24 protein-coding genes are annotated in these 21,005 nt (G+C 73.3%); 15 read left to right on the top strand and 9 right to left on the bottom strand.

Going from position 1 to position 21,005, the window contains the following annotated elements:
• Positions 1–44: 44 nt before the first annotated feature.
• Both Q7L65_RS01555 and Q7L65_RS01550 read left to right on the top strand, forming a co-directional pair.
• Positions 45–1,001, top strand: coding sequence for an alpha/beta fold hydrolase (locus Q7L65_RS01555; protein WP_304718454.1), 957 nt, complete (start codon positions 45–47; stop codon positions 999–1,001).
• 10 nt (positions 1,002–1,011) lie between these two features.
• Positions 1,012–1,887, top strand: a complete 876-nt coding sequence (locus tag Q7L65_RS01550; protein WP_304718453.1) for a class I SAM-dependent methyltransferase — start codon at positions 1,012–1,014, stop codon at positions 1,885–1,887.
• A gap of 79 nt (positions 1,888–1,966) precedes the next feature.
• Here Q7L65_RS01550 and Q7L65_RS01545 read toward each other — a convergent pair whose 3' ends face one another.
• Both Q7L65_RS01545 and Q7L65_RS01540 read right to left on the bottom strand, forming a co-directional pair.
• Positions 1,967–2,398, bottom strand: coding sequence for a four-helix bundle copper-binding protein (locus Q7L65_RS01545; protein ID WP_304718452.1), 432 nt, complete (start codon positions 2,396–2,398; stop codon positions 1,967–1,969).
• A gap of 12 nt (positions 2,399–2,410) precedes the next feature.
• Positions 2,411–3,379: a LysR family transcriptional regulator gene (locus Q7L65_RS01540; RefSeq protein WP_304718451.1), complete on the bottom strand. Its 969-nt coding sequence runs from the start codon at positions 3,377–3,379 to the stop codon at positions 2,411–2,413.
• A gap of 81 nt (positions 3,380–3,460) precedes the next feature.
• On the opposite strand from Q7L65_RS01540, the gene Q7L65_RS01535 reads away from it, so the two are divergent.
• Positions 3,461–4,768 (top strand): MFS transporter, encoded by a 1,308-nt coding sequence (locus Q7L65_RS01535; RefSeq protein ID WP_304718450.1) that lies wholly within the window; start codon positions 3,461–3,463, stop codon positions 4,766–4,768.
• Positions 4,769–4,845: 77 nt separating this feature from the next.
• A complete protein-coding gene (locus Q7L65_RS01530) occupies positions 4,846–5,358 on the top strand; it encodes a hypothetical protein (protein WP_304718449.1) in 513 nt (170 codons plus the stop codon).
• On the opposite strand, the gene Q7L65_RS01525 is transcribed toward Q7L65_RS01530, so the two are convergent.
• Complete coding sequence (locus Q7L65_RS01525; protein ID WP_304718448.1) at positions 5,271–6,050, bottom strand: metallophosphoesterase; 780 nt, start codon at positions 6,048–6,050, stop codon at positions 5,271–5,273. The genes Q7L65_RS01530 and Q7L65_RS01525 overlap by 88 nt on opposite strands.
• A 66-nt stretch (positions 6,051–6,116) precedes the next feature.
• Between Q7L65_RS01525 and Q7L65_RS01520 the strand changes: the two genes are divergently transcribed.
• Both Q7L65_RS01520 and Q7L65_RS01515 read left to right on the top strand, forming a co-directional pair.
• On the top strand, positions 6,117–6,677 hold the full coding sequence (locus Q7L65_RS01520; protein WP_304718447.1) for a nucleotidyltransferase: 561 nt from the start codon (positions 6,117–6,119) through the stop codon (positions 6,675–6,677).
• Positions 6,678–6,720: 43 nt separating this feature from the next.
• Entirely contained in the window at positions 6,721–7,185 is a 465-nt protein-coding gene (locus Q7L65_RS01515) for a nuclear transport factor 2 family protein (RefSeq protein WP_304718446.1), read from the top strand.
• Between the two features lie 77 nt (positions 7,186–7,262).
• Here Q7L65_RS01515 and Q7L65_RS01510 read toward each other — a convergent pair whose 3' ends face one another.
• Positions 7,263–8,198: a hypothetical protein gene (locus Q7L65_RS01510; protein ID WP_304718445.1), complete on the bottom strand. Its 936-nt coding sequence runs from the start codon at positions 8,196–8,198 to the stop codon at positions 7,263–7,265.
• 164 nt (positions 8,199–8,362) lie between these two features.
• Between Q7L65_RS01510 and Q7L65_RS01505 the strand changes: the two genes are divergently transcribed.
• The gene (locus tag Q7L65_RS01505; RefSeq protein ID WP_304718444.1) at positions 8,363–9,484 is read left to right on the top strand and encodes an XdhC family protein; all 1,122 of its coding nucleotides are present in this window, start codon (positions 8,363–8,365) and stop codon (positions 9,482–9,484) included.
• Positions 9,485–9,526: 42 nt separating this feature from the next.
• On the opposite strand, the gene Q7L65_RS01500 is transcribed toward Q7L65_RS01505, so the two are convergent.
• Entirely contained in the window at positions 9,527–10,126 is a 600-nt protein-coding gene (locus Q7L65_RS01500; protein WP_304718443.1) for a nucleotidyltransferase family protein, read from the bottom strand.
• 324 nt (positions 10,127–10,450) lie between these two features.
• Here Q7L65_RS01500 and Q7L65_RS01495 point away from each other — a divergent pair, with 324 nt between their 5' ends.
• On the top strand, positions 10,451–11,296 hold the full coding sequence (locus tag Q7L65_RS01495; protein ID WP_304718442.1) for a carboxylesterase: 846 nt from the start codon (positions 10,451–10,453) through the stop codon (positions 11,294–11,296).
• 76 nt (positions 11,297–11,372) lie between these two features.
• On the opposite strand, the gene Q7L65_RS01490 is transcribed toward Q7L65_RS01495, so the two are convergent.
• A complete protein-coding gene (locus tag Q7L65_RS01490) occupies positions 11,373–14,291 on the bottom strand; it encodes a LuxR family transcriptional regulator (protein WP_304718441.1) in 2,919 nt (972 codons plus the stop codon).
• 103 nt (positions 14,292–14,394) lie between these two features.
• On the opposite strand from Q7L65_RS01490, the gene Q7L65_RS01485 reads away from it, so the two are divergent.
• The 4 genes from Q7L65_RS01485 to Q7L65_RS01470 all read left to right on the top strand — a co-directional run bounded on the left by Q7L65_RS01485 (position 14,395) and on the right by Q7L65_RS01470 (position 16,649).
• Positions 14,395–14,598, top strand: a complete 204-nt coding sequence (locus tag Q7L65_RS01485; protein WP_304718440.1) for a hypothetical protein — start codon at positions 14,395–14,397, stop codon at positions 14,596–14,598.
• 16 nt (positions 14,599–14,614) lie between these two features.
• A complete protein-coding gene (locus Q7L65_RS01480; protein ID WP_304718439.1) occupies positions 14,615–15,364 on the top strand; it encodes a hypothetical protein in 750 nt (249 codons plus the stop codon).
• A gap of 138 nt (positions 15,365–15,502) precedes the next feature.
• On the top strand, positions 15,503–16,363 hold the full coding sequence (locus tag Q7L65_RS01475) for a DsbA family protein (protein WP_304718438.1): 861 nt from the start codon (positions 15,503–15,505) through the stop codon (positions 16,361–16,363).
• A gap of 46 nt (positions 16,364–16,409) precedes the next feature.
• Positions 16,410–16,649 (top strand): hypothetical protein, encoded by a 240-nt coding sequence (locus Q7L65_RS01470; protein ID WP_304718437.1) that lies wholly within the window; start codon positions 16,410–16,412, stop codon positions 16,647–16,649.
• A 37-nt stretch (positions 16,650–16,686) separates the two neighbouring features.
• Here Q7L65_RS01470 and Q7L65_RS01465 read toward each other — a convergent pair whose 3' ends face one another.
• The 3 genes from Q7L65_RS01465 to Q7L65_RS01455 form a co-directional block, all read right to left on the bottom strand.
• On the bottom strand, positions 16,687–17,295 hold the full coding sequence (locus Q7L65_RS01465; protein ID WP_304718436.1) for a YdeI family protein: 609 nt from the start codon (positions 17,293–17,295) through the stop codon (positions 16,687–16,689).
• On the bottom strand, positions 17,292–17,630 hold the full coding sequence (locus Q7L65_RS01460; protein WP_304718435.1) for a putative quinol monooxygenase: 339 nt from the start codon (positions 17,628–17,630) through the stop codon (positions 17,292–17,294). The genes Q7L65_RS01465 and Q7L65_RS01460 overlap by 4 nt, the downstream gene beginning before the upstream one ends.
• Before the next feature lie 89 nt (positions 17,631–17,719).
• Positions 17,720–18,259, bottom strand: a complete 540-nt coding sequence (locus Q7L65_RS01455; RefSeq protein ID WP_304718434.1) for a hypothetical protein — start codon at positions 18,257–18,259, stop codon at positions 17,720–17,722.
• Positions 18,260–18,293: 34 nt separating this feature from the next.
• Between Q7L65_RS01455 and Q7L65_RS01450 the strand changes: the two genes are divergently transcribed.
• The 3 genes from Q7L65_RS01450 to Q7L65_RS01440 all read left to right on the top strand — a co-directional run bounded on the left by Q7L65_RS01450 (position 18,294) and on the right by Q7L65_RS01440 (position 20,998).
• Entirely contained in the window at positions 18,294–19,325 is a 1,032-nt protein-coding gene (locus Q7L65_RS01450; protein ID WP_370552502.1) for a DNA polymerase domain-containing protein, read from the top strand.
• A gap of 55 nt (positions 19,326–19,380) precedes the next feature.
• Positions 19,381–20,520: a DNA polymerase domain-containing protein gene (locus Q7L65_RS01445; RefSeq protein ID WP_304718432.1), complete on the top strand. Its 1,140-nt coding sequence runs from the start codon at positions 19,381–19,383 to the stop codon at positions 20,518–20,520.
• Positions 20,521–20,587: 67 nt separating this feature from the next.
• On the top strand, positions 20,588–20,998 hold the full coding sequence (locus Q7L65_RS01440; RefSeq protein WP_304718431.1) for a nuclear transport factor 2 family protein: 411 nt from the start codon (positions 20,588–20,590) through the stop codon (positions 20,996–20,998).
• Positions 20,999–21,005: the final 7 nt, after the last annotated feature.

Here is a 21,005-nt window from a genome sequence, read left to right as displayed (position 1 = left end):
GTCTCGGCAGACGATGGACCGGCGTGATGGCGTGGCGCGCGAGAGTGACGACGACGACCCTGCTGCTCGTGGCGGCGCTCCTCCTTGGGGTCGTGTGGAGCGGGTGGGGAGATCAAGATGTGGCCGGAGCTGACGTCCATCGCTCGGACACGGCTCGGTCTTCGCCGTTTCGCGCCAACGTTCGCATCACGCAGGTCGGCGATCACCGGATCGCCTGGTACGAGCGCGGAAGCGGGCCGCCGCTGCTGATGGCGATCGGGACCGGCTCGACGATGGCGGAATGGGATCCCGCGCTGCTGGAGCTGCTGGCGCGCGAGCGGCGGCTGATCCTGTTCGACTACCCGGGGGTCGGGCGCTCGTCGCGGCTGCGCGACGGTCGCACGTCGTTCGCGGGCCTGGCGGACACGGCCGCGAGCCTGCTGGAGAAGATCGGCCTTCCGCGCGCCGACGTGCTGGGGTGGTCGATGGGCGGCTTCGTCGCCCAGCAGCTTGCGATCCGGCATCCGCGCGCCGTCCGCCGGCTCGTGCTCGCGGGCACCAACCCCGGCGGCGACGCGGCCGTCCTCGGCCCACCGGCCGACCAGCGGATCGACAGCGACCCCAACCCCTCCGACGCCGCTGCCCTGCGCGTCCTCTATCCGCGCACCCGCGCCGGCCGGGAGGAGGGGCGCGCCTTCCTGCGGCGGCTGGACCGCGCCAGCGACACGGGCGAGATCCCCGACGACTTCGAGGTCCCGGACGCGACGGTGCGCGCGCAGGTCCGCGCCGAGGACCCGTGGCTGCGGTCCAACGCCAACGCCGAGGCGCTCGCTTCGGTCCGCGCGCCGGCGCTCGTCACCGGCGGCAGACAGGATCCGGTCGTCCCGTCGCTGAACGCGCGCCGCCTCGGCGACCTGATCCCGGACGCGCGCGTGCGGCTGCTCCCCGGCGCCCATGCCTTCCTGTTCGGCGACCGCGAGCGATTTGCCGCCGTCGTCGAAGGATTCCTCGGGCCGGCGTAGCATCTCGGGCATGCCGCCCGCCGACGGAAAGATCGCCTTCGACGGCCTCGCGCAGCACTACGCGCAGGCACGGCCGGGGTATCCCGCGGAGCTGGTCGCCGCGACCGCCGCGGCGGTCGACGGGGTCGGGGGCGACGCGGCGCGCGAACGGGTGATGGTCGACGTCGGGGCCGGGACGGGGATCAGCACGCGCGCGATCGCGAGCGCGCTGCGACGGCCGACGCGGGTGCTCGGGGTGGAGCCGGGGGAGGACATGCGGCGGCAGGCGCAGGCGGGCGCTGCGGCGGGCGGCTCGACACCGGGAGCGCCTGACGGCGACGCGCCGAGCGGACCGGCGGCGGGCGACGCGGCCGGCGGCGGATCGCGAGGCGCGGTGTCGCGGATCGAGTACGTCGCCGGCGCCGCCGAGCGGCTGCCGGTCGAAGACGGCGGGGCGGTCGGGGTGCAGGTCGCGCAGGCGATCCACTGGTTCGACCGGCCGCGCTTCTACGCCGAGGTCAAGCGGGTGCTCGCCCGCGGCGGGGTGTTGGCGATCATGCAGAACAACCGCGCCTGGGAGCGCTCGGCGCTGGTCGACGCGTATGAGACGCTGCTGGAGCGGCACAGTCCCGGATACGTGCGGGCGTACCGCGTCTTCGACGTCGCCGCGGAGCTGGCCGAGAGCGGCGGGTTCGGCCCGTGCGAGCGGATCGTCGTGCCGTGGGAGCGGCCGATGGCGCCGGACCAGTTCGTCACGATGGCGCGCTCGTCGTCGCGCTTCGACGCCGTCGTCGCGCGCTACGGGGCGGAGCAGGCGGAGCGGATGGTCCGCGCGCTGCTGCCGCCGGAGGCGCGTGCGCTGATGGTGCCGTTCGACGCGGAGCTGTTTCTCGCGCGGACGGTCTGAGCGACCCACCGCCGCTCCCGCCGAAAGATACTGGCGCATCCCCGCTCCTTGGCGCGTGCGGGGTTCGGATGGTGGAGGTTCACGCGAGCGCGAGCATCAGCTGCTCGCACGCCTGCTGACAGCGCCGGGTCGCCTCGCCGCAGATGCGGCAGTGCGCGTGGTGGGCGGCGTGGCGCTCGCATTCCTCGGCCGATGCGCCGCAGATCTCGGCGCAGGCGGCGACGAGCGTGCGCACGACGGCCGTGTCGAAGGCGGTCTGCCGGGCGACGACGCGGGCGGTCGCGGCGCAGACGTCGGCGCAGTCGAGGTCGCTGCGGATGCAGCTGCGCATCTCCAGCGCCGTCGGCTCCCCGAGGCACGCGTCCGCGCACATCGTCGACAGCTGCGCGCACTCCGCGCATGCCTCGGCGCAGCGTGCGATCGCCGCCGGGTCGACTCCGCTGCCGCCGCCGGGCGGATCGGGGTGGGTGTCGAGCATCGCCTTCGCGTAGGCCATCGGGTCCTCCGTCATCGCGGGTCCGCCTCAGGGAGAAAGGTCTCCGTTCGGGGCGGCGGCGAACCGCGCCTGCTGATCGGTCATCGTCTTCAGCGTCTGGAGCAGCGCGCGCGTGGAGGCGCTCGGCCGGCGATCGCTGGGGACCGCGACGAACGTCTCGAACAGCGGCGCGTGATGGCGGATCGGGACGAACGCGAGGTCGGTCCCGGCGGCCATCGAGGGCGGCAGCAGCGCGATCGCGAGGCCGTGGCGGACGAAGTCGACCAGGCTCGCGGTGTCGTTGACCTCGAACGCGATCGTCCGCCGCACGCCGGCCGCGGCGAATACGCGATCGCTCGCCATCCGCGTGCCCCAGCCGGGCGGCAGCTCGGCGAACGACTCCTGCGCGAGCGCCGACAGCGTGATGCCGGCCCGCCCGGCGAGCCGGTGCTCGCGCGGGCACGCGAGCATCATCGGCTCGCTGCCGAGCAGCGTCAGCGTGAGACCCGCGGGCCGTCGCTCGGGCAGCGACAGGAACGCGAGGTCGAGCGAGCCGTCGCGCAGCTCGTCGGCCATCGCGAGCGATCCGCCGCCGTGCACCGCCTGCACGTCGACATCCGGATGGTGGACGCGGAACGCCGCCAGCAGCGCCGGGACGCTGAACGCCCGCATCCCCTGCGCCTGCATCGTGCCGAGCCGGATCGTGCCGCGCAGGCCGCCCTTCACCAGCTCGACGGACTCGCGTGCGACGGCCGCGGCCGCCAGCACGCGCCGCGCCTCCGGCAGCAGCGCGCGGCCGGCGTCGGTCAACGCGACGTGGGCGGTGGAGCGGTCGAACAGCTGCGCGCCGAGGTCCCGTTCGAGCGTGCGCACGCCGGCGGACACGGCCGACTGCACGACGTGCAGGCGATCGGCCGCGCGCGTGAAGCTGCCCTCCTCGGCGACGGCGACGAACGTGGTCAGGTGTCGCAGCTCCATCAGGTCGTTCGACCTTATCGCGAAACGCGATGAAGGCATGCACATATCTGCGTGGTACGAGATGAGTTGCGGGTGCATCCTGTCGTCTGCAGCCTTGACGCCGCCAGCGAAAGAACGCCGATGAACCCAGTCACATCGATTCCCACCGCTACCGCTCCCGCCGCGGGTGCGCACGCGCTCGCGGCAGCCGACCCCGCCGCCGCATCCGCTCGCGACGGCCGCCGCCGCGCCAGCCACGGCGCCGGCGTCTGGGTCGTCGCCTACGCCTTCCTCGTCGTGATGGCCTACAGCGCGGTCCCGACGCCGCTGTACGCGATCTACCAGCAGGAGGACGGCTTCTCGGCGTTCATGATCACCGTGATCTTCGGGGCGTACGCGGTCGGCGTCGCGGTCAGCCTCTTCGTCGTCGGCCACGTCTCCGACTGGCACGGCCGCCGGCGCGTGCTGATCCCGGCGCTGCTGATGTCGATCGCGAGCGCGTTCGTCTTCCTCTTCTGGCACGACCTCGGCGCGCTGCTCGTCGCGCGCGTCATCTCCGGCTTCGCGATCGGCGCGGTGACCGCGACCGCGACCGCCTGGATCGCCGAGCTGCACGCGACCGACCGGCCCGATGCGTCGCAGCGCCGGCCGCAACTCGTCGCGACCGCGGCGAACCTCGGCGGGATCGGCCTCGGCCCGCTCGTCTCCGGCGTGCTCGCGCAGTGGGTCGGCCATCCGCTGACGGTCCCGTTCATCGTCTCGATCGGCGCGCTGACGGTCGCGGTCGTGCTCGTCGCGCTGACGCCGGAGACGCGCACGCGCGCCACGCCGCTGCCGCGCTACCGCCCGCAGCGCGTCTCGGTGCCGCAGCAGGCGCGCGCCCGCTATCTGTCGGCCGCCGTCGGCGCGGCGATCGCGTTCGCGGCGTTCGGCCTCTTCACGTCGCTGGCGCCGACCTTCCTCGCCGGCACGCTGCACCACTCCTCGCGCGCGCTCGCGGGTGCCGCGGCGTTCGCCGTCTTCGGGGCCGCCGTCGTGGCGCAGTCGGCGATCATGACGCGCTCGACGCGCGAGGCGCTGACGGCCGGGATCGCGACCATGCTCGTCGGGCTGGCGGTGCTCGTCGCCGCGGTCTGGCTGTCGCAACCGAGCCTCTTCCTGTTCCTCGCCGGCGGTGTGCTCGCCGGCGCGGGCGGCGGCATGCTGTTCAAGGGCGTGATCGCGACCGTCGCGACGCTGACGGTCCCCGAGCGCCGCGCCGAGGCGCTGGCCGGGATCTTCCTCGCCGGCTACATCGGCCTCGCCGTCCCGGTGATGGGACTCGGTGTCCTGTCGCAGTACGTCGTCCCGCGCGTCGGCCTGCTCGTCTTCGCCGGGGTGCTGGGCCTGCTGATCGTCGTGGCGGCGCCGACGCTGGTCGGGCGAGGAACGCGGGCGGCGAGGGCGTGAGCGGCTGAGGAGCGGTCGATTGCTGGTCTCCTGGACCAGTCGACGACCGCTCCTCGCCTGGCGGCTACGCTCGGGGCGTGACCCATCGGCGCGAATCGGGCGACGTCCTCGTCGCGGCAGGCGTGGCGGCGGTCGTCAGCGGCGCGCCCTCGACGCTCGACACACTGCTGCGCGGCGGCGACGTGCTCGCCAGCTCGCGCGCGGCCGGCGTGATGGTCGTCGGCGCGCGGCGCTCCGGCGCGGCGCAGCTCGCGGCGGCGGTCCCGGTCCACCTCGTGCTGTCGCTCGGCTGGACGGCGCTGCTGGCGCGCGTGCTGCCGCAGCGGCGCGAACCGGCGTGGGGAGCGGTCGCGGGACTGGCGATTGCGGCGATCGATCTCGGCCTTGTCGGCCGCCGCATCGACCCGATCGCCGCACTCCCTCAGCCGGCCCAGTGGGCCGATCACGTCGCGTTCGGGGTCGCGGTGGGTGTGGTGCTGCGGGCGCGGCGACTGCGCCGGCTTCAGTGGATCGGCGCGGCCGCCTGCTCGTCCGCGCTCAGCTCGAACAGCTGGAAGTCGCGCCCCAGCACGGGGACCGAGACGTTGTAGACCGGCACGCTGCCGACCGTGCCGGAGAACGTGCCGGCGTGGGCGTGGCCGTGGACGGCGAGCGTCGGCTCGTGCTCGCGCAGCGGGGCGGCGAGGCGGTCGGTGCCGAGGAAGGCCATGATCCCCTCGCCCTCGCCGGCGAGCGTCTCCAGCGTCGGGGAGTAGTGCAGCAGCACCAGCCGCAGCGGGCAGAGCGCGATCTCGCGAAGACCGCGGTCGAGCGCCTCGACCTCGCGCGATCCCTCCGCGTAGACCGCGCGCAGCAGCGGCTCGCCGAAGTCCGGCAGGTGCGAGCCGGGGAAGCCGCCGACGAAGCCCTTCACGCCGACGATCCCGACCTCGACGCCCTTGACCTCGCAGATCGCGTGCTCGCGCTCGAGCACCGCGATGCCGCCCTCGCGCAGCGCCTCGACCAGCTCGTCATGGCGGTTGACATGCCAGTCGTGGTTGCCGAGCACGGCGAAGACGGGCATCCCGAGGTCGCGGCAGGCGTCGGCCAGCACGGCGCCCTGGGCCGGCTCGCCGTGGGTCGTCAGATCGCCCGCGAGCAGCAGCAGGTCGGCTCTGCCGCGCAGCGCGGCGAACGTCTCGATCGCCTGCTCGCGATGGTCCTCGCGGCAGTGCACGTCGCCGACGGCGGCGACGCGCACGACGGCGCCCGGCGCCCTGGCGGGTGGCTGCTCGACGTCCATGCCCATGACGCCTACCCGCCGGCGCCGACGGCTAACGCGGTGCGCGGCGGGGTACTGGACCTCGTCATGGGAGATCAGGAGGCTCGTTCGTTCGACGGGATCGTCGAGGCGCTGCGCGCGGCGGTGCCGGTGCTGCACGAGGCGGAGATCCCGTTCCTGCTCGGCGGCAGCATGGCGGTGTGGGCCTACGGCGGGCCGGAGCCGGTCAACGACCTCGACCTGATGCTGCGCCCGCAGGACGCCGAGCGGGCGCAGGCGGCGCTGGCGGAGGCCGGCTTCGGCGCGGAGGATCCGCCGGAGGAGTGGTTGCTGAAAGCCTGGCACGGCGACGTGCTGGTCGACCTGATCTTCGCCCCGCGCGGCGTGCCGATCACCGACGACGTGATCGCGCGCGGCAACGAGCGCAGCCTGTCCGCGATCCGCCTGCGCGTGATGGCGCTGGAGGACGTGCTGACGAGCAAGCTGCTCGCGCTCGACGAGCATCAGCTCGACATGGCCTACCTGCTGCAGCTCGTGCGCGCCGTGCGCGAGCAGGTCGACTGGGACGAGCTGCGCGTCCGCACCGGCGACTGGCCGTACGCGGCGGCGTTCATGACGCTCGTGGAGAGACTGGGGATCGCGGGGTGAATCTTTCACAGACGTGATCTGACTTCCTATACGATCGCACGCCATGATTGATCCTTTGGAGCGACTCGTCGCGTTGCAGGAGATTCGCGACCTCGTGGTCCGCTACGCGCAGGCGTTCGACGACGCCGACTGGGCCGCGTTCGGCGAGCTGTGGACCGACGACGCGGTGTTCATCGTCGACGGCACCGCGACGTTCGAGGGCAAGGAGGCGCTGCTGGGCTTCCTCACGACGTGCCTGCCGGACGACTACCAGGGCCGGCACATGAACCCGCAGACGCTGATCGAGTTGGGCGACGACGGCCTCAGCGCGACCGCCAGAACCGACGTCGTGTGGATCCCGCAGAACTTCGAGAACACGATCCTCGCGCGCTACAACGACACGCTCGTCAAGCGGGATGGCCGCTGGCTGTTCCAGCGACGGCACGAGGTCCCGATCCCCTACCGACCCGGTCCGCCGCCGCAGTCGGAGATGGCGAACGACGCGAGCGGGTCGACGATGCGGGAGTAGGAAGCGGGCGCGCCGGGCGAGCGGCCGCGGTCATCGAGCGGTCGACCGGCGCCGGGTCGGGACAGCCCGCGGCGCGCTCAGTCGAGCGGGTCGACCGGCGGCGCGCCGTGCTCGCGCGTCGGCGGGTCGGCGGCCGCGTCGAACGGTGCGGCGGCTTCGGTCTCGGCCTCGGCCGGACCGACCGGCGGTGCCTGCTCGGCCGGCGGGAAACGCGCTTCGGCGTCGAGCGCGGTCGCGCGCAACTGGTCGGCCAGTTCCTTCGTCGCGTCGATCAGCCGCTGACGCTCCTGCCACAGCCGCTCGATGTCGTCGTCGAGGCTGCGCACGCGCGCGATCGCGCCGGCCTGCAGTTCCGCCGCCTCGCGCTCGGCGCGCTGGACGCGGTCGTCGGCCTTCGCGCGCGATCTGCGCGTCGTCTCGTCGGCAGCCTGCTCGGCCTGGCGCAGGATCGCGGCGGTCTGCTCGCCGACGCGGTCGAGCGCACGCTGCACCGCCGCGGTCGGGTAGGTGCGCTCCTCGAAGCGATCGAGCGCGCGCACGACGGACGCGGTGTAGGTGTCGACCGCCTGCGGGTCGTAGCCGCGCCAGACGACGGCGAACTCCGTCTCGCGCAGCGCTTCCAGCTCGGGATCGCGCGCGGGGGAGAGGTCTGAGGTGTGCTGCTCGTCGCTCGGCGACCACTCCTCGGTCGCGTCGGGGTCGGGCGTGCCGGGATGCTCTGGAGCGGGCGCGTCGTCGTCGGAATCGGGCACGTGGGCGGCGGCGATCGTCGGCTGGTCGTCGGAGTCGGAGTCGGGCAGACGCGTGGCTGCAACCGTCGGCTGGTCGTCGGGGTCGCTCGAAGCGGACTCGTCGGAGGCGCCGGGCAGGGCCTCGTCCTCCGGCGGCGGGTCGCTGCCGGCATCGCGCGCGGACTCGTCCTCCGCCTCGGTGTCGAAGGCGCGTGTGGGCGGATCCGCGTCGGGCGGACGCTCCGCGGGCGGGTCTTCGTTGTCGCTCGGATCGAGTGCCATGGTGGTGCGAGGTGTCCCCAGCGCGCTGCCTGGACTAACCCCGAGCGCGGCACGATAGCGGGCGCTCCGCGCGCTCGTCCGGCCATTTTCCATGCGCGCGCCGTCGCGGTACCTTTGCAGGGAGAGATCGTGTCTGCTGCAACGACATCTGGAAGGCTGGCGCGATGAGCGTCGTTGGTGATCAGGCGGGGGTTGTTGGTGGTTGGTTGGCGGGGGGGCGGCGGGCGGCGCGTGCGGTGTTGGTGGCGGTTGAGGGTTCGGCGCCGTTGTCGTTGGGTGCGTCGATGTTTGTGGGTGAGGATGGTGCGGTGGAGGGTTCGATTACGGGTGGGTGTGTGGAGAGTGCGGTGGTGCAGGAGGCGTACGCGGTGCTCGCGGGCGGACCGCCGCGGATCCACACGTACGGGATCTCCGACGAGCTGGCCGGCACCGCGGGCTTGACGTGTGGCGGCACGGTCCACGTCTTCGTGCACGCGCTGGATGACGGCGGTGCCGCGGCGGTCGCGGCGGCGTATGCGGCGGTGCGGGAGGGGCGTCCGGCGGCGGTGGCGACGTTGCTGGACGGGCCGGGGGCGGGGGCGGCGGTGGCGGTGGTGGGTGGTCGCGAGGGGCTGGTTGGCTCGTTGGGTGTCACGCCGTTGCTTGATCATTCGGTTGGGCGTGATGCGGCGGGTTTGCTGGAGCAGGGTGTCACGGCGATTCGTCGTTATGGTGTTGATGGTGCGACGTTGGGGGCGGAGTTGCGGGTGCATGTGCGGTCGTTCGCGTCGCCGCCGCGGATGTTGATTTTTGGTGCGATTGATTTTTCGGCGGCGTTGGCGCCGTTGGCGAAGGAGCTTGGTTACGCGGTCACGATCAGCGATCCGCGGGCGGTGTTTGTGCGGGCGTCGCGGTTTGCGCGTGCGGCGGAGGTGCATGTGGGGTGGCCGGATGCGGCGTTTGCGGGGCGGTCGTTCGGTCCGCGTGACGTGATCCTGGTGTTCTCGCATGATCCGCGGCTCGACGTGCCTGCGCTTGAGGGGGCGTTGGCGACGGGGGCGGGGTACATCGGTGCGTTGGGGAGTCGTCGCACGACTGATGAGCGCAATGAGCGGTTGCGTGGGGTTGGTGTTGGGGAGGAGCAGATCGCGCGGATCTTTGCTCCGTGTGGTCTGGATATTGGTGGTCGCACGCCGGAGGAGACGGCGGTCTCGATTCTCGCGGAGATCGTCACGACCCGCGCGGGGCGCCCGGCCGCGCCGTTGCGTGACACGAGCGGCTCGATCCAACCACACGACACCACCTGAGCGCTGCGGTCGGCGGCGCCTCGTGGCGCGCCGCTGACGGGCTCAGCCGCCCAGCCCGCGCAGCTGCTCCGGCGTGTCGACGTCCACCGCGGTGCCGGTGCCGCACTCGACGGCGCGCACGTCGACGGTCGCCAGCAGCTCGCGGGCGCCGCTGTCGCCGCGCAGTTCGGCGATCGCGGGGAACAGCTCACGGCGCAGCAGGATCGGATGGCCGGGGCGGCCGTCGTACGTCGCGCGCGCGGCGGGCGCGCCACCTGCCTCGGCCGCGACGGCCGCGACGCGCGCGATCGCCGCGGAGGAGATGCGCGGCTGGTCGCCGAGCGTCACGACGATCGCGTCGGCGTGCGGGGCGAGCGCGGCGACGCCGGCGCGAAGCGAGGCCGCCAATCCCTCGTCCCAGTCGGCGACGACCACCGCCTGCGCGCCGTGCAGGTCGATCGCGGCGACGATCTCGTCCGCGTGCGCGCCGAGCGTCACCGCGACCCGCGTCAGCCCGGCACCCGCCATCGCCGCGAGCGCGTGCTCCAGCAGCGGCCGCCCGTCGAGCGGCGCGAGCTGCTTGCGCCCGCCGAACCGCCGCGCCGCGCCGGCCGCGAGCACGAGGCCGGCGACGCGGCTCGCCCCCGCCGCGTCCGCACGCACCGCCGCACTGACGTGGCTCGCGCCCGGCGAGTCCGCCCGTCCCCTCAGCGCGCTCTCCCAGCGCTCAGCATCTCGACCGCTCTCTCGACCTGTCTGCGCCGCGTCTCGGCTCTGCTCGCGCTCTCGACGTTGGGCATGAACCGCATTCTGTCATCGCAGCCTACGACCGGAACTTGGTGCACCGCAAGGCGAGCGATGCGCCAGGTAGCCCATCTGTGAAGGCGCTTGGCCCGTTTGACGCGCGGTGAGAAGATCGCTGCGCATGCAATCGCTTTCCCCGGGGCGATCCGCACGACCAGGGTCAATTCACCAGGAGGGCACCATATGGCGACGATCACAGAGCACGAGGCCGAGCAGGTAGTCGAGGCGAACAGAACGGGGCTCCAGCCGGTCGTGTTCGTCCACGGGCTGTGGCTGCTGCCGAGCAGCTGGGACCGTTGGGTGACGGTCTTCGAAGAGGCCGGCTACACGGCGCTGACACCGGGCTGGCCCGACGATCCCGAGACCGTCGACGAGGCCAACGCGCACCCCGAGGTGTTCGCCGGCAAGACCGTCGGCCAGGTCGCCGACCACTTCGAGGAGATCGTCGCCAGACTCGACAAGAAGCCGGCGATCGTCGGCCATTCGTTCGGCGGCTTGCTGACGCAGATCCTCGCCGGCCGCGGCCTCGCTGCCGCCTCCGTGGCGATCGATCCGGCGCCGTTTCGCGGCGTGCTGCCGCTGCCGATCAGCGCGCTGAAGTCCTCGCGCCCGGTGCTCGGCAACCCGGCGAACCGCAACCGCGCGGTCCCGCTCACCTACGAGCAGTTCCGCTTTGGCTTCGCCAACGCCGTCAGCGAGGACGAGGCAAAGGAGCTGTACCACGACTACGCCGTGCCGGCGCCCGGCGCGCCGCTGTTCCAAGCCGCGACCGCGAACCTCAACCCGTGGACCGAGGCGAAGGTCAACAGCAAGAACCCCGAGCGCGGGCCGCTGTTGATCATCTCCGGCGAGAGAGACCACACGGTGCCGTGGGCGATCGCCAACGCCTCGTTCAAGAAGCAGAAGCGCAACGAGGAGAACATCACCGAGATCGTCGAGATGAGAGATCGCGGCCACGCGCTGACGATCGACAGCGGCTGGCACGAGGTCGCCGACACGGCGCTCGCGTTCGTCAGACGGTTCGTCTAGGTCGAGAGACCGCATTCCGGGTTGCTGCCGTCGCGACGGCGACGGCGGCGACCCGACCCGCGGCCCGCGCTCGCGTTCAGTCGCCGCGCGGCGCGCGCGCGACCAGCGCCGCCAGCTCGGTCCGCCCGCGCAGGCCGAGCTTCGCGTAGATGTTCGTGAGGTGGTTGGCGACCGTCTTCTCGGACAGGTGCAGCGTCAGCGCGATCTGCTTGTTGGCGGCGCCGTCGGCGACCAGGCGGGCGATCTCGCGCTCGCGCTCGGACAGCTCCGCGAGGCCCTCGACGCCGGCCTCGCGTCCGACGCGACCGGTCACACGACCGCCGAGCCGGCGGATCTCGCGCGCCGCCGCGTCGTGCGCGCGCTGCAGCCCGCAGGCGTCGAACTCCGACGCGGCGCGCCGCAGTTCGGCGGCGGCCGCGTCGTTTTCGCCCGCGGTCGCGAGCACCCGCCCCAGCACGCTCGTCGCGAACGCGCGGTGCGGCGTGCCGATCGCGTCGGCGCGCACGACACCCTCGAGGGCCGCGGCGAGCGCGCCCGCATCGTCGCCGTCTGCTGACAGCACCAGCGCGCGCGCCGAGGCTGCCTTCGCGAGCGCCAGCGGGAGCCGCGAATGCTCGGCGACGGCGGTCGCGCGCTGGGCCCAGCCGCGCGCGGTCTCGCGGTCGTCGAGCTGCAGGCAGCAGAGGATCAGGTACTCCGCCAGCTGGCAGATCCACGAGGGATCGGTCTGCTCCAGCCATGGTCCGGCGGCTGCGGCGGCGTCGCGCAGCGCGCGCGCCGGGTCGGCGTCGAGCGACATGAAGAGCGCCGCGTTGAGACGGCTCGTCGCGGTCAGCACGTCGGGCTGCTGGGTCGCGAGGATCCTCAGCGCCTCGGCGCCCGCGCGCTCGCCGCCGGCACGGTCGCCCGCTCTCACCAGCAGGCTGCACGCGAGCGAGAGCGCGTGGCCGAGCGTCGCGTCGGATCGCATCAGCCGCGCCGTCTCGATCCCCTCCTCGACCGTCGCGAGCGCGCCCGGCATGTCGCCCAGGTTCCAGCGCGTCATGCCGCGGAACGTCAGCAGCGCGGCCAGCACGAAGTCCTGGCCGGAGCGCCGCGCGAGCGTCGCGGCGCGCTCCAGCAACGCGTCGGCCTGGGCGTAGCGCTCGTGCGCGACCGCCATCAAGCCGAGCGTGTAGACGATCTCCAGGCCTTGGATCAGCTCGTCGTCGCCGACCTGCTCCAGCTCCTCGAGCGCCCGTTCGACAGCCGCCGCGGCGGTCGCGTGATCGCCCTCCCAGCTGGCCAGCACGCTCGTGCAGGCGCGCGCGGAGGCGACCGCCAGCAGCGAGCCGGAGCGCTCGGCGACCGCGAGCGCGTCGCGCACGGCCGCGCCGGCGTCCCTGTCGTGCAGCTGCACGAACGAGACGGCCAGCCCGACGCGCAGCTGCGCCTCTTCGGCGGGCGTCTGGGCGAGGCCGGCGGCGAGCGCGCGCTGCAGCCGCGCGCGCGAGTCGTGCGCACGCCCGCTGCCGCGCTCGATCTGCGCGAGCTGCACGACGGTCGGGACCGCCAGCAGCGACCCGTCGGGCAGATCGTCGTGGACCGCCAGCAGGACCGCATGCGCGTCGTCGACCCGACCGCTGGCGGCAAGCGCGAGCGAGCGGCGCAGGCGCAGCCAGAGGCGGCGTTCCTCGCGGTCGGCGCCTCCACCGGGCAGCAGCCGCTCCGCGACCTCCAGCCAGCGCGCCGCGGCGTCGGGCGCGACCGCCTGGGCGGCGAGCGCCGCGGCGTCGAGCAGCGCGATCGCGTCCTCGTCGCCGGGCTGCGCGCTGGCCGCTACGTGCGGGGCGACCTCGCGCACGCCGGCGCCGCGCGCTCGCAGCTCCTGCGCGAGCGCGGCATGACCGGCGCGCCGCCGTTCGAGCGCGATCCGCTCGTGCACGGCCTGGCGCACGAGCGGGTGGCGGAAGCGGCAGCGCAGGTCGCCGGGATCGACGACGACGAGCCCGGCCTCGACCAGCTCGTCGATCGCGCCGTCGGCGCGGCCGGTCGTCGCCCCCGCCGCGATCTCCGCCAGCCGCAGCTCGAACGGGTCGCCGACCAGCGCGGCGCCTTCGAGCACGTCGCGCGCGACTGGGGACAGCGTGCGCACGGTGCCCTCGACGGCGGCCTGGATCGAGCGCGGGATCGCGCCGCCGCGGCGCTTGGCGCGGGCCAGTTCGAGCAGGAAGAAGGGGTTGCCCTCGGCGCGTGTCAGCAGCTCGGCCGGGTCCTCGACGCCGGTCACGAGCGTGCGGGCGGCGTCGTCGCCGAGCGGCTCCAGCTCCAGTTGGGCACGGTCGGGCACGTCGCGCGCGGCCTCCGCGATCACGCCCGCGGCGACGCCCGGACGGGTCGCCAGGACGATCAGGACCCCCGCGTCGGGCGGGTGGCGCAGCAGGTGCAGCGCCAGCTCCAGCCCGGCCGGATCGGCCCAGTGGAGGTCGTCGAGCACGAGCACGAGCGGGCTGCGGTTGGCGAGCGCCGCGAGCAGCGCGCCGACCGCGCGATGCAGGCGGAAGCGGGCTTCGCTGGAGGAGACCGGGTCGGGCGGCAGCGGGGCGCCGGAGCCGCTCGCGCCGGCGCCGGGGCCACGCGCACCGGCGCTCGCGCCGGCGCCACCAGCGGCGCGACCCGCTGCCAGCGCCGGCAGGATCCGCGCCAGCTCGCGCGTGCGCTCGTCACCGAGGCCGTCGAGCGCCATCGGGGGGAGCGCCTCGATCGCGCCGTCGAGCAGGTCGATCCAGAGGCCGTAGGGGACGCCGCGCTCGAACGCGGCGGCGCGGGCGCGCAGGACGCGGATCCCGGCGCTCTCGGCGTGCGCGGCGACGGCGGCCGCGACGGCGGTCTTGCCGATGCCGGCGTCGCCGACCAGTTCCAGGACTGCCGGGCGGCCTCGGCGGATCGCGTCGAGCAAGTCATAGCCGGCGGCCAGTTCCCGATCGCGTCCCGCCAGCGGCGGAGCTGTCTCCACCTCGCGAACGAACACTGCGCCGCACAGTACCCCCAACCCGGCGAGGAACAATGAGGGAATTCCCTCCCATGTGGAGGAGGCCGCCGGCCCGCAGGCTCCGACGATGCTCTCATCACGTCTCCGGAGCCGGCCGCACCGCCGTCTGTCGTCTCTGCCACTCCTGGCCGCGCTGGCGCCCGTCGCCGCGTTCGCCGCGGTCGCGGCCGCAGCGCAGATCCGCCGCGGCGCCAGCCTGGCGCTGCCGATCACGTTCACCCCGAAGGCCGGCAGATCGGTCGCGCGTCGCGCGACGATCGCCGTCCGCTGAGAAGGACCCCATCGCCATGAAACGCATCGCAGCAGCGCTCGCCGTCCTGGCGCTCTTGGGACTGGGCGCGGCGTCCGCGACCGCAAGCGCCGCCGACACGCCGAAGTACAGACTGACGCTGCGCGCCTACTCGAGCGAGAAGTCGCATCTGGAGGACGGCAACTACCCCGAGGACTGCGCGAACTGGACCGTCGCCAACAGCACGGTCGCGTTCGAGACGGTGGCGGGGCGGACGTTCAACCTCGCGCTGATCCGCCACCCGCTCACCGACACGATCTGGGGCCAGGTCAGCTCCGACCTCCAGCCGACGACCGAGCTGATCCGCTACTGGCGCTTCCGCTCGCACCTCGCGCCGTCGACGGAGGCGTGCTCGCCGTGCGGCCCCAGCAGCGAGTACGGGCAGTGCACGGGCGACGTCTTCGACGACAAGGGCTTCGACGACTGCGGCGGCTTCGCGCCGACGCGAAGAGGCTTCCTGATGATGTTCGTCAGCGACAGGGGGATCACCGTCAGCGCTTCTCCGGAGGCCGATTTCAGCGATTGTCCCGAGCCGAGACAGGACGGGCTTCCGCTCGGCAGCACCACGCCGCGTCTCGACAGAGTCCTGATCCCGAACGGCACCCGGCAGCTGCTGCGGATGAAGCCCGGGACGACGCGGATCATCGAGCGCAAACTCAGAAGAGGCCGGTGCGGGACGATGAGAGGCAGAGGGCTGAGAGTCTGCGTCCAGACGCAGGTGCGGATCAGAGTGACGCGGGTGTCGTAGGGATCGCGCGCGGCGAGCGCTGCGGCCGGCATCGCCATGCGCAGCCGCAGCGGGGCGGATCGCGACGCGGATCGGCGGGTAGTCTCTTCGACGCCCGTCGAACCCGTCCGAGTCTTGAAGTCACAGGAGCGCGCAAGCATGGCCCCAGCCGCAGCGACCGTCACGATCTTCACCGATCCCGGCTGCCCGTTCGGCTTCAACGCCCAGCGGCAGGACCTGCAGGTGCGCTGGCACTACGGCGACGCGGTCGACGTGCGCACGCGGATGATCGTGCTGCGCTCCGAGCGTGGCACGTTCGAGGGGACGCACCTGACCTCCGACATGCTCGTCGCCAACGCGCAGCGCATGCGCGACGAGTACGGAATGCCGATGGCGGTGGGCGCGCGGGAGTTCCTGCCGTCGACGCGCGCGGCGTGCAAGGCGTTCGTCGGCGCGCGGCTGTCGCGCGGCGACGCTGTGGCCGACGCGCTCCTGCGCGCGGTTCGCGTGCACGTCCACTCGCTCGGGTCGGTCATCGACGAGCCGGCGACGCTGGTCGCCGCCGCGGCGGACGCGGGCATCGAGGCGGCGGAGTTGGAGGCGTGGCTCGCCGACGACGCGGTCGAGGCGGCGCTGGAGGAGGACGTCGCGGCGGCGCGCGCGCCGGTGCCCGAGGCGCTGGCGCTGCCGCACAAGCTCGCCCGCAACGGCGACGGCGGCGGCATGCGCTACACGGCCAGCTCGGCGGTCGTCGAGGCGGGCGAGCGGACGACCTCGGCGCCCGGCTTCCAGCCGTGGGCGGCGTACGAGGTCGCGATCGCGAGCGCGGCGCCGCAGCTGCCGCGCAGAGCGGCGCCGGAGTCGGTCGGCGAGCTGCTGGCGTGGGCGCCGTACCCGCTCGCGACGGCCGAGGTAGCGGCGGTGCGCGGCGTCTCGATCCCCGCCGCGCGCAGGGAGCTGGAGGAGGCGGGAGCGTCGTTCACCGCGATGGCCAACGACGGGTACTGGGCGGCGGGCTGAGGTGGGCGGCGTAGGCGGTAGCGTTCGCGGGCAGAGCGTGGGAGAGATGAAGCTGCCGACCGACGAATGGAAGCGCGCCGCCCTGCGCCGGATGATCCTGCCGGTGGTGCTGATCGTCGTCGGCGCGGTGATCGCAACGATCACGGACGGCACGCTGCAGGCGATCGGTTTCGGGATCTTCGGCGTCGGCGGCGTGCTCGTCGTCTCGTTCGCGTTCCTCGAGATCGGCTACAGCGAGGATCGCGAACGCGCCCGCGACGCCGAGCGGCGGCGCCCGCCGAGCTAGCACGCGGCTCGCGGCTCCGCCCGCGCACGCTGCGCGCCTACGGGTGGATCTGCTTCCCGGCCGCGCACATCGCGGCATATCTGGCGATCCGTCTGGCGCGCGTCTCGGGGCGCTTGGCGTCGTGGACACGGTGCAGGATGCTGAAGCGGTTGCGGCTGTCGAGCGCGGCGAAGAAGTCGGCCGCGCCCGGGGCGGCGTCGAGCGCGGCCTGCAGGTCGTCGGGCACGGTGGCGTTGGCCGGGCTGTCGTACGCCGCGTCCCAGCTGCCGTTCGCTCTCGCGCGCTCGATCTCCGCGAGCCCGCCGGGCCGCATCGCGCCGGCGTCGATCAGCGCCAGCACCTTCGCGCAGTTGACCTTCGACCATCTGCTCGCGCGTGTGCGCGGGGTGAAGCGCTGGAGGAAGAACTGCTCGTCGAGCGCGCGCCGCTGTCCGTCGATCCAGCCGTGGCAGAGCGCCACGTCGAGCGCCTCGTGATGGGTGACGGTCGGGATCCCGGTCGCCTTCTTCGCGACCTTGATCCACACTCCGCGCTCGCTCGCGACGTTCTCCTCCAGCCAGGACGCGAACAGCTCCTGCGAGGCGAACGGGAGGATCGGCAGCTCGTCGGGAACGTCGTGACGGTCGGGGTCGGCGGTCTCGCTCACGCCGGCACCGGTCCCTTGCCGCCCAGCAACGTCAGCTCGACCGCTTCGCCCGCTTCGACGAGCGCCATCACCTGCGCCACCGACTCGCTGCCGCGGATCTGCGCGATCGCCTGATCGAGGTCGGCCTGGCTGCGCCACAGCTCCGTCACCCAGATCGTGTCCGGGGCGCCGGTCTCGTGCTGCACGAGATACAGCTCGCAGCCGGGATCGCCGTCCATCTCCGCCGCGGCCGCCAGCAGCAGCTCCGCGACCTCCCCGCCGCGCCCCGCGCTCGCGACCATCTTCCCGTACCGCGCCACCCGCTCCCCGGCGCCCTGCGTCGATCCGTTCGTCATGCGCGCCACCGTACCCCGACCGTCGCACCGCGTCTTGTAAGAACGCGCCAGGCGGGACGGGCTGTTTGGGCCGCCGCGCGGGCAGTCGGCTACGACGGCGTGCCGGGCGCCGGCTCGGCTTCGAGGTCCTGGACGCGGAGCCAGTGGTCGATCAGACCGTCGGTGACGTGCAAGGCGGTGCTGGCCGTGTTGCCGGTGCCGGTGCCGCAGTCGCCGCCGGGGCGGTCGGTGAGGCGGAAGGTGGCGACGAAGAAGCCGTCGGCGGCCGCTCTCGTGCCGATCAGGTCCGCACCGCAGGGGAGCGAGCGGTTGAACGCCTGCACCGCGGCGCGCGTCCGCAGCGCGATCGGTCTGCCGCCGTTGGAGACGGCGCTCGGCAGCGCGAAGAACATCGCGGCGCCTCTGACGTCGCCGCGCTGCAGCGTCGTCGCCCATGCGAGGACGACCTGCACGTCGGCGGGATCGACGTTGCCGCCGCTCGGCGTCGTGGGGGAGGGAACCCGCTCGGCGCTGGTCGCGCTGGTCGCGCCGTCGTCGCTGCCACCGCCGCAGGCGCTCAGGCCGATCGTCAACAGCAGCGCGGTCAACGCGCTGATCAGGATGGCCGTGAAGCGGAGCCTGCATCGCATCTCACCTGAGACTACGCGTGCTGGAGCCTCGCGGATGTGCCGCGCGCTCAGCGCCGGTCCGACGGTGCCACGCGGTACGGTGGGCCGCGTGGCACCGGACGAGACGACGGGACGCCCCGAGGAGGTTCAGCTCACGAACCTCGACCAGCCCCTGTTCGACGGTGCGCAGGCGACGAAGCGGGACCTGGTCGACTATCTCGAAGCGGTCGCCGAGCCCCTCCTCGCCGTGCTGCGCGAGCGGCCGCTGTCGGTGATGCGCGCGCTGCGCGGGCGCAGGCCGTTCATGCAGAAGAACGTCCCGAGATACGCGCCGCCGTGGCTGCGGACGGTCACGATCTGGGCGGAGGCGTCGAAGCGCGACGTCGCCTACGCGCTCTGCGACGACTGGCCGACGCTGCTGTGGTTCGCCAACCAGCGCGCGGTCGAATACCATCCGGGACTGGCGCGCATCGACGTGCCCGGCCACCCGCAGAGCGATCTCGTGCTCGACGTCGACCCGCCGGCCGGCGCGTCGTTCGACGTCGTCGTGCGCAGTGCGCAGCTCGTCCGCCAGGCGCTCGCGGACGCCGGGCTCGCGGGCGCGGTCAAGACCAGCGGCGCGAAGGGCGTGCACGTGTTCGTCCCGATCGCGCAACCGGCGACGATGGAGGAGATCGCCGCGGCGACACGCGCCCTCGCCGTGCGCGCCGCGCGGCTCGACCCCGAGCTGGCGACGACCGAATACGTGGTCGCCGACCGCGGCGGGAAGGTCTTCGTGGACGCGACCCGCGCGGGCGGCGCGAGCGTCGTCGCCGCGTACAGCCCGCGGATCCGGCCCGGCACGCCGGTCTCGTTCCCGTTGCGATGGGACCAGCTCGACAGCGTCGTGCCGGCCGACTTCACGATCCACACCGTGCCGAGACTGATCGGCGCCGGTGACCCGTGGGCGGCGGAGCTGCCCGATGCGCAGCCGCTGCCTGGCGAGCTGATCGAGGAAGGCCGCGCGATCCCGGTCGCGCGCGTCGCGGCGATGCACGAGGGCAAGCGGCGCGCTCGCGCGCAGCGGAGAGAGGCGCAGGGCGAGTGAGGCTCGGCGGCGCCCGCATCGACCACCGCTTGCTCGCGCGGTAGGGTCCCGCCAGGTGGCCAGAAGCGAGTACACGATGCTTGAGGTGGCGGGGCGTGAGATCCGTCTGTCGAGCCCTGCCAAGGTCTACTTTCCCAAGCCGGGCTGGACGAAGCTCGACCTCGCGCAGTACTACATGGCGGTCGCCGACGCCGCGCTCGTGCACCTGCGCGACCGCCCGACCGTGATGAAGCGCTTCGTCAACGGGATCACCGAGGATCCGATCTGGCAGAAGCGCGTGCCGAAGAGAGTGCCCGACTGGCTGGAGACGGCCACCGTCGCGTTCCCCTCCGGTCGCACCGCGGAGGAGTTGGTCGCCAACGACGCGGCGCACCTGGTGTGGGCGAACAACCTCGGCGTGATCGACTTCAACCCGTGGCCCGCCCGGCGTGACGACCTCGACCACCCCGACGAGCTGCGCGTCGACCTCGACCCGACCCCCGGAATCGAGTGGGATGCGGTGCGGCGCACGGCGATGGTCGTGCGCGACGTGCTGGCCGAGCACGGGCTGCGCGGCTATCCGAAGACCTCCGGGTCAAAGGGCATCCACGTGAACGTGCGGATCGAGCCGCGCTGGGATCACCTGGAGGTGCGGCGCGCGGCGCTGGCGCTGGCGCGCGAGGTCGAGCGGCGCGCGCCCGACCTGGCGACGAGTAAGTGGTGGAAGGAGGAGCGCCACGGCGTCTTCGTCGACTACAACCAGAATGCGCGCGACCGCACCGTCGCGTCCTGCTATTCCGTGCGCCCGACCGTCGATGCCCGCGTCTCGTGCGCGCTGGAGTGGGACGAGGTCCCGCAGGCCGAGCCCGGCGACCTGCGGATCGACACCGTCCCCGAGCGCCTGCGCACCGTCGGCGATCCGGCCGCGACGATCGACGACGTGCCCGGCTCGCTGGAGCAGCTGCTGGAGCTGGCGCGGCGCGACGAGGAGGGCGGGCTCGGCGACGCGCCGTGGCCGCCGCACTTCCCGAAGCAGAGAGACGAGCCCAAGCGCGTGCAGCCGAGCCGCGACAGAGACCGCCCGACTCAGCGCGGCCGGGCCGGCGATCCCCAGCCGGGCGGGCCGCCGCCGGGCGTCAGAGGCGGCCTGCAGCAGGGCTTCGGCGCCAAGCCGCGCTCCGGGCAGGGCTACGAGCACGAGTTCGACGACGACTGATCTCCGCCGATCCCCGGGCGCTAGGGTGGCGTCGACCACCGTTTCCGGAGATCGAGAGGGTCGCACGATGCATCCGTTTCGCCAGGCCGCGGAGGCCGGAGACCATGGCGCGATCGAGGCGCTGCTGGCCGACGACGTCGTCTTCACCAGCCCCGTCGCGTTCAAGCCGTATCCCGGCAGGGAGATCACCGCGGCGATCATCCGCGGCGTCTCGCGCGTGTTCACGGATCTGCGCTACGCGCGTGAGATCGTGAGCGCCGACGGACGTGACGTGGCGCTGATCTTCACGGCGAGAGTCGGCGACAAGCAGGTCAACGGCTGCGACTTCCTGCACATCGACGCGGATGGCCGGATCGACGACCTGATGGTGATGGTCCGCCCGCTGTCGGCCGCGAACGCGCTGGCGGAGGCGATGGCCGGCGAGTTCGAGCAGATCTCGCGCGAGGCGGTCGCCGCAATGTCGCCGGCGGCGGAGTAGCCGCCGA

Source organism: Conexibacter sp. CPCC 206217, from assembly GCF_030646165.1.
In the GTDB taxonomy this organism is placed as follows: domain Bacteria; phylum Actinomycetota; class Thermoleophilia; order Solirubrobacterales; family Solirubrobacteraceae; genus Conexibacter.
The sequence above is the reverse complement of the archived record's forward strand: the minus strand, read 5'-3'. Positions and strand labels throughout refer to the sequence as shown.

Excerpts from the sequence above, each read along its gene's own strand:
- Q7L65_RS01550 (WP_304718453.1), top strand. The coding sequence starts at position 1,012 with ATGCCGCCCGCCGACGGAAAGATCGCCTTCGACGGCCTCGCGCAGCAC.
- Q7L65_RS01545 (WP_304718452.1), bottom strand. The coding sequence starts at position 2,398 with ATGACGGAGGACCCGATGGCCTACGCGAAGGCGATGCTCGACACCCAC.
- Q7L65_RS01540 (WP_304718451.1), bottom strand. The coding sequence starts at position 3,379 with ATGCCTTCATCGCGTTTCGCGATAAGGTCGAACGACCTGATGGAGCTG.
- Q7L65_RS01535 (WP_304718450.1), top strand. The coding sequence starts at position 3,461 with ATGAACCCAGTCACATCGATTCCCACCGCTACCGCTCCCGCCGCGGGT.
- Q7L65_RS01525 (WP_304718448.1), bottom strand. The coding sequence starts at position 6,050 with ATGGACGTCGAGCAGCCACCCGCCAGGGCGCCGGGCGCCGTCGTGCGC.
- Q7L65_RS01520 (WP_304718447.1), top strand. The coding sequence starts at position 6,117 with ATGGGAGATCAGGAGGCTCGTTCGTTCGACGGGATCGTCGAGGCGCTG.
- Q7L65_RS01515 (WP_304718446.1), top strand. The coding sequence starts at position 6,721 with ATGATTGATCCTTTGGAGCGACTCGTCGCGTTGCAGGAGATTCGCGAC.
- Q7L65_RS01510 (WP_304718445.1), bottom strand. The coding sequence starts at position 8,198 with ATGGCACTCGATCCGAGCGACAACGAAGACCCGCCCGCGGAGCGTCCG.
- Q7L65_RS01505 (WP_304718444.1), top strand. The coding sequence starts at position 8,363 with ATGAGCGTCGTTGGTGATCAGGCGGGGGTTGTTGGTGGTTGGTTGGCG.
- Q7L65_RS01495 (WP_304718442.1), top strand. The coding sequence starts at position 10,451 with ATGGCGACGATCACAGAGCACGAGGCCGAGCAGGTAGTCGAGGCGAAC.
- Q7L65_RS01485 (WP_304718440.1), top strand. The coding sequence starts at position 14,395 with ATGCTCTCATCACGTCTCCGGAGCCGGCCGCACCGCCGTCTGTCGTCT.
- Q7L65_RS01480 (WP_304718439.1), top strand. The coding sequence starts at position 14,615 with ATGAAACGCATCGCAGCAGCGCTCGCCGTCCTGGCGCTCTTGGGACTG.
- Q7L65_RS01475 (WP_304718438.1), top strand. The coding sequence starts at position 15,503 with ATGGCCCCAGCCGCAGCGACCGTCACGATCTTCACCGATCCCGGCTGC.
- Q7L65_RS01470 (WP_304718437.1), top strand. The coding sequence starts at position 16,410 with ATGAAGCTGCCGACCGACGAATGGAAGCGCGCCGCCCTGCGCCGGATG.
- Q7L65_RS01460 (WP_304718435.1), bottom strand. The coding sequence starts at position 17,630 with ATGACGAACGGATCGACGCAGGGCGCCGGGGAGCGGGTGGCGCGGTAC.
- Q7L65_RS01455 (WP_304718434.1), bottom strand. The coding sequence starts at position 18,259 with ATGCGATGCAGGCTCCGCTTCACGGCCATCCTGATCAGCGCGTTGACC.
- Q7L65_RS01450 (WP_370552502.1), top strand. The coding sequence starts at position 18,294 with ATGTGCCGCGCGCTCAGCGCCGGTCCGACGGTGCCACGCGGTACGGTG.
- Q7L65_RS01440 (WP_304718431.1), top strand. The coding sequence starts at position 20,588 with ATGCATCCGTTTCGCCAGGCCGCGGAGGCCGGAGACCATGGCGCGATC.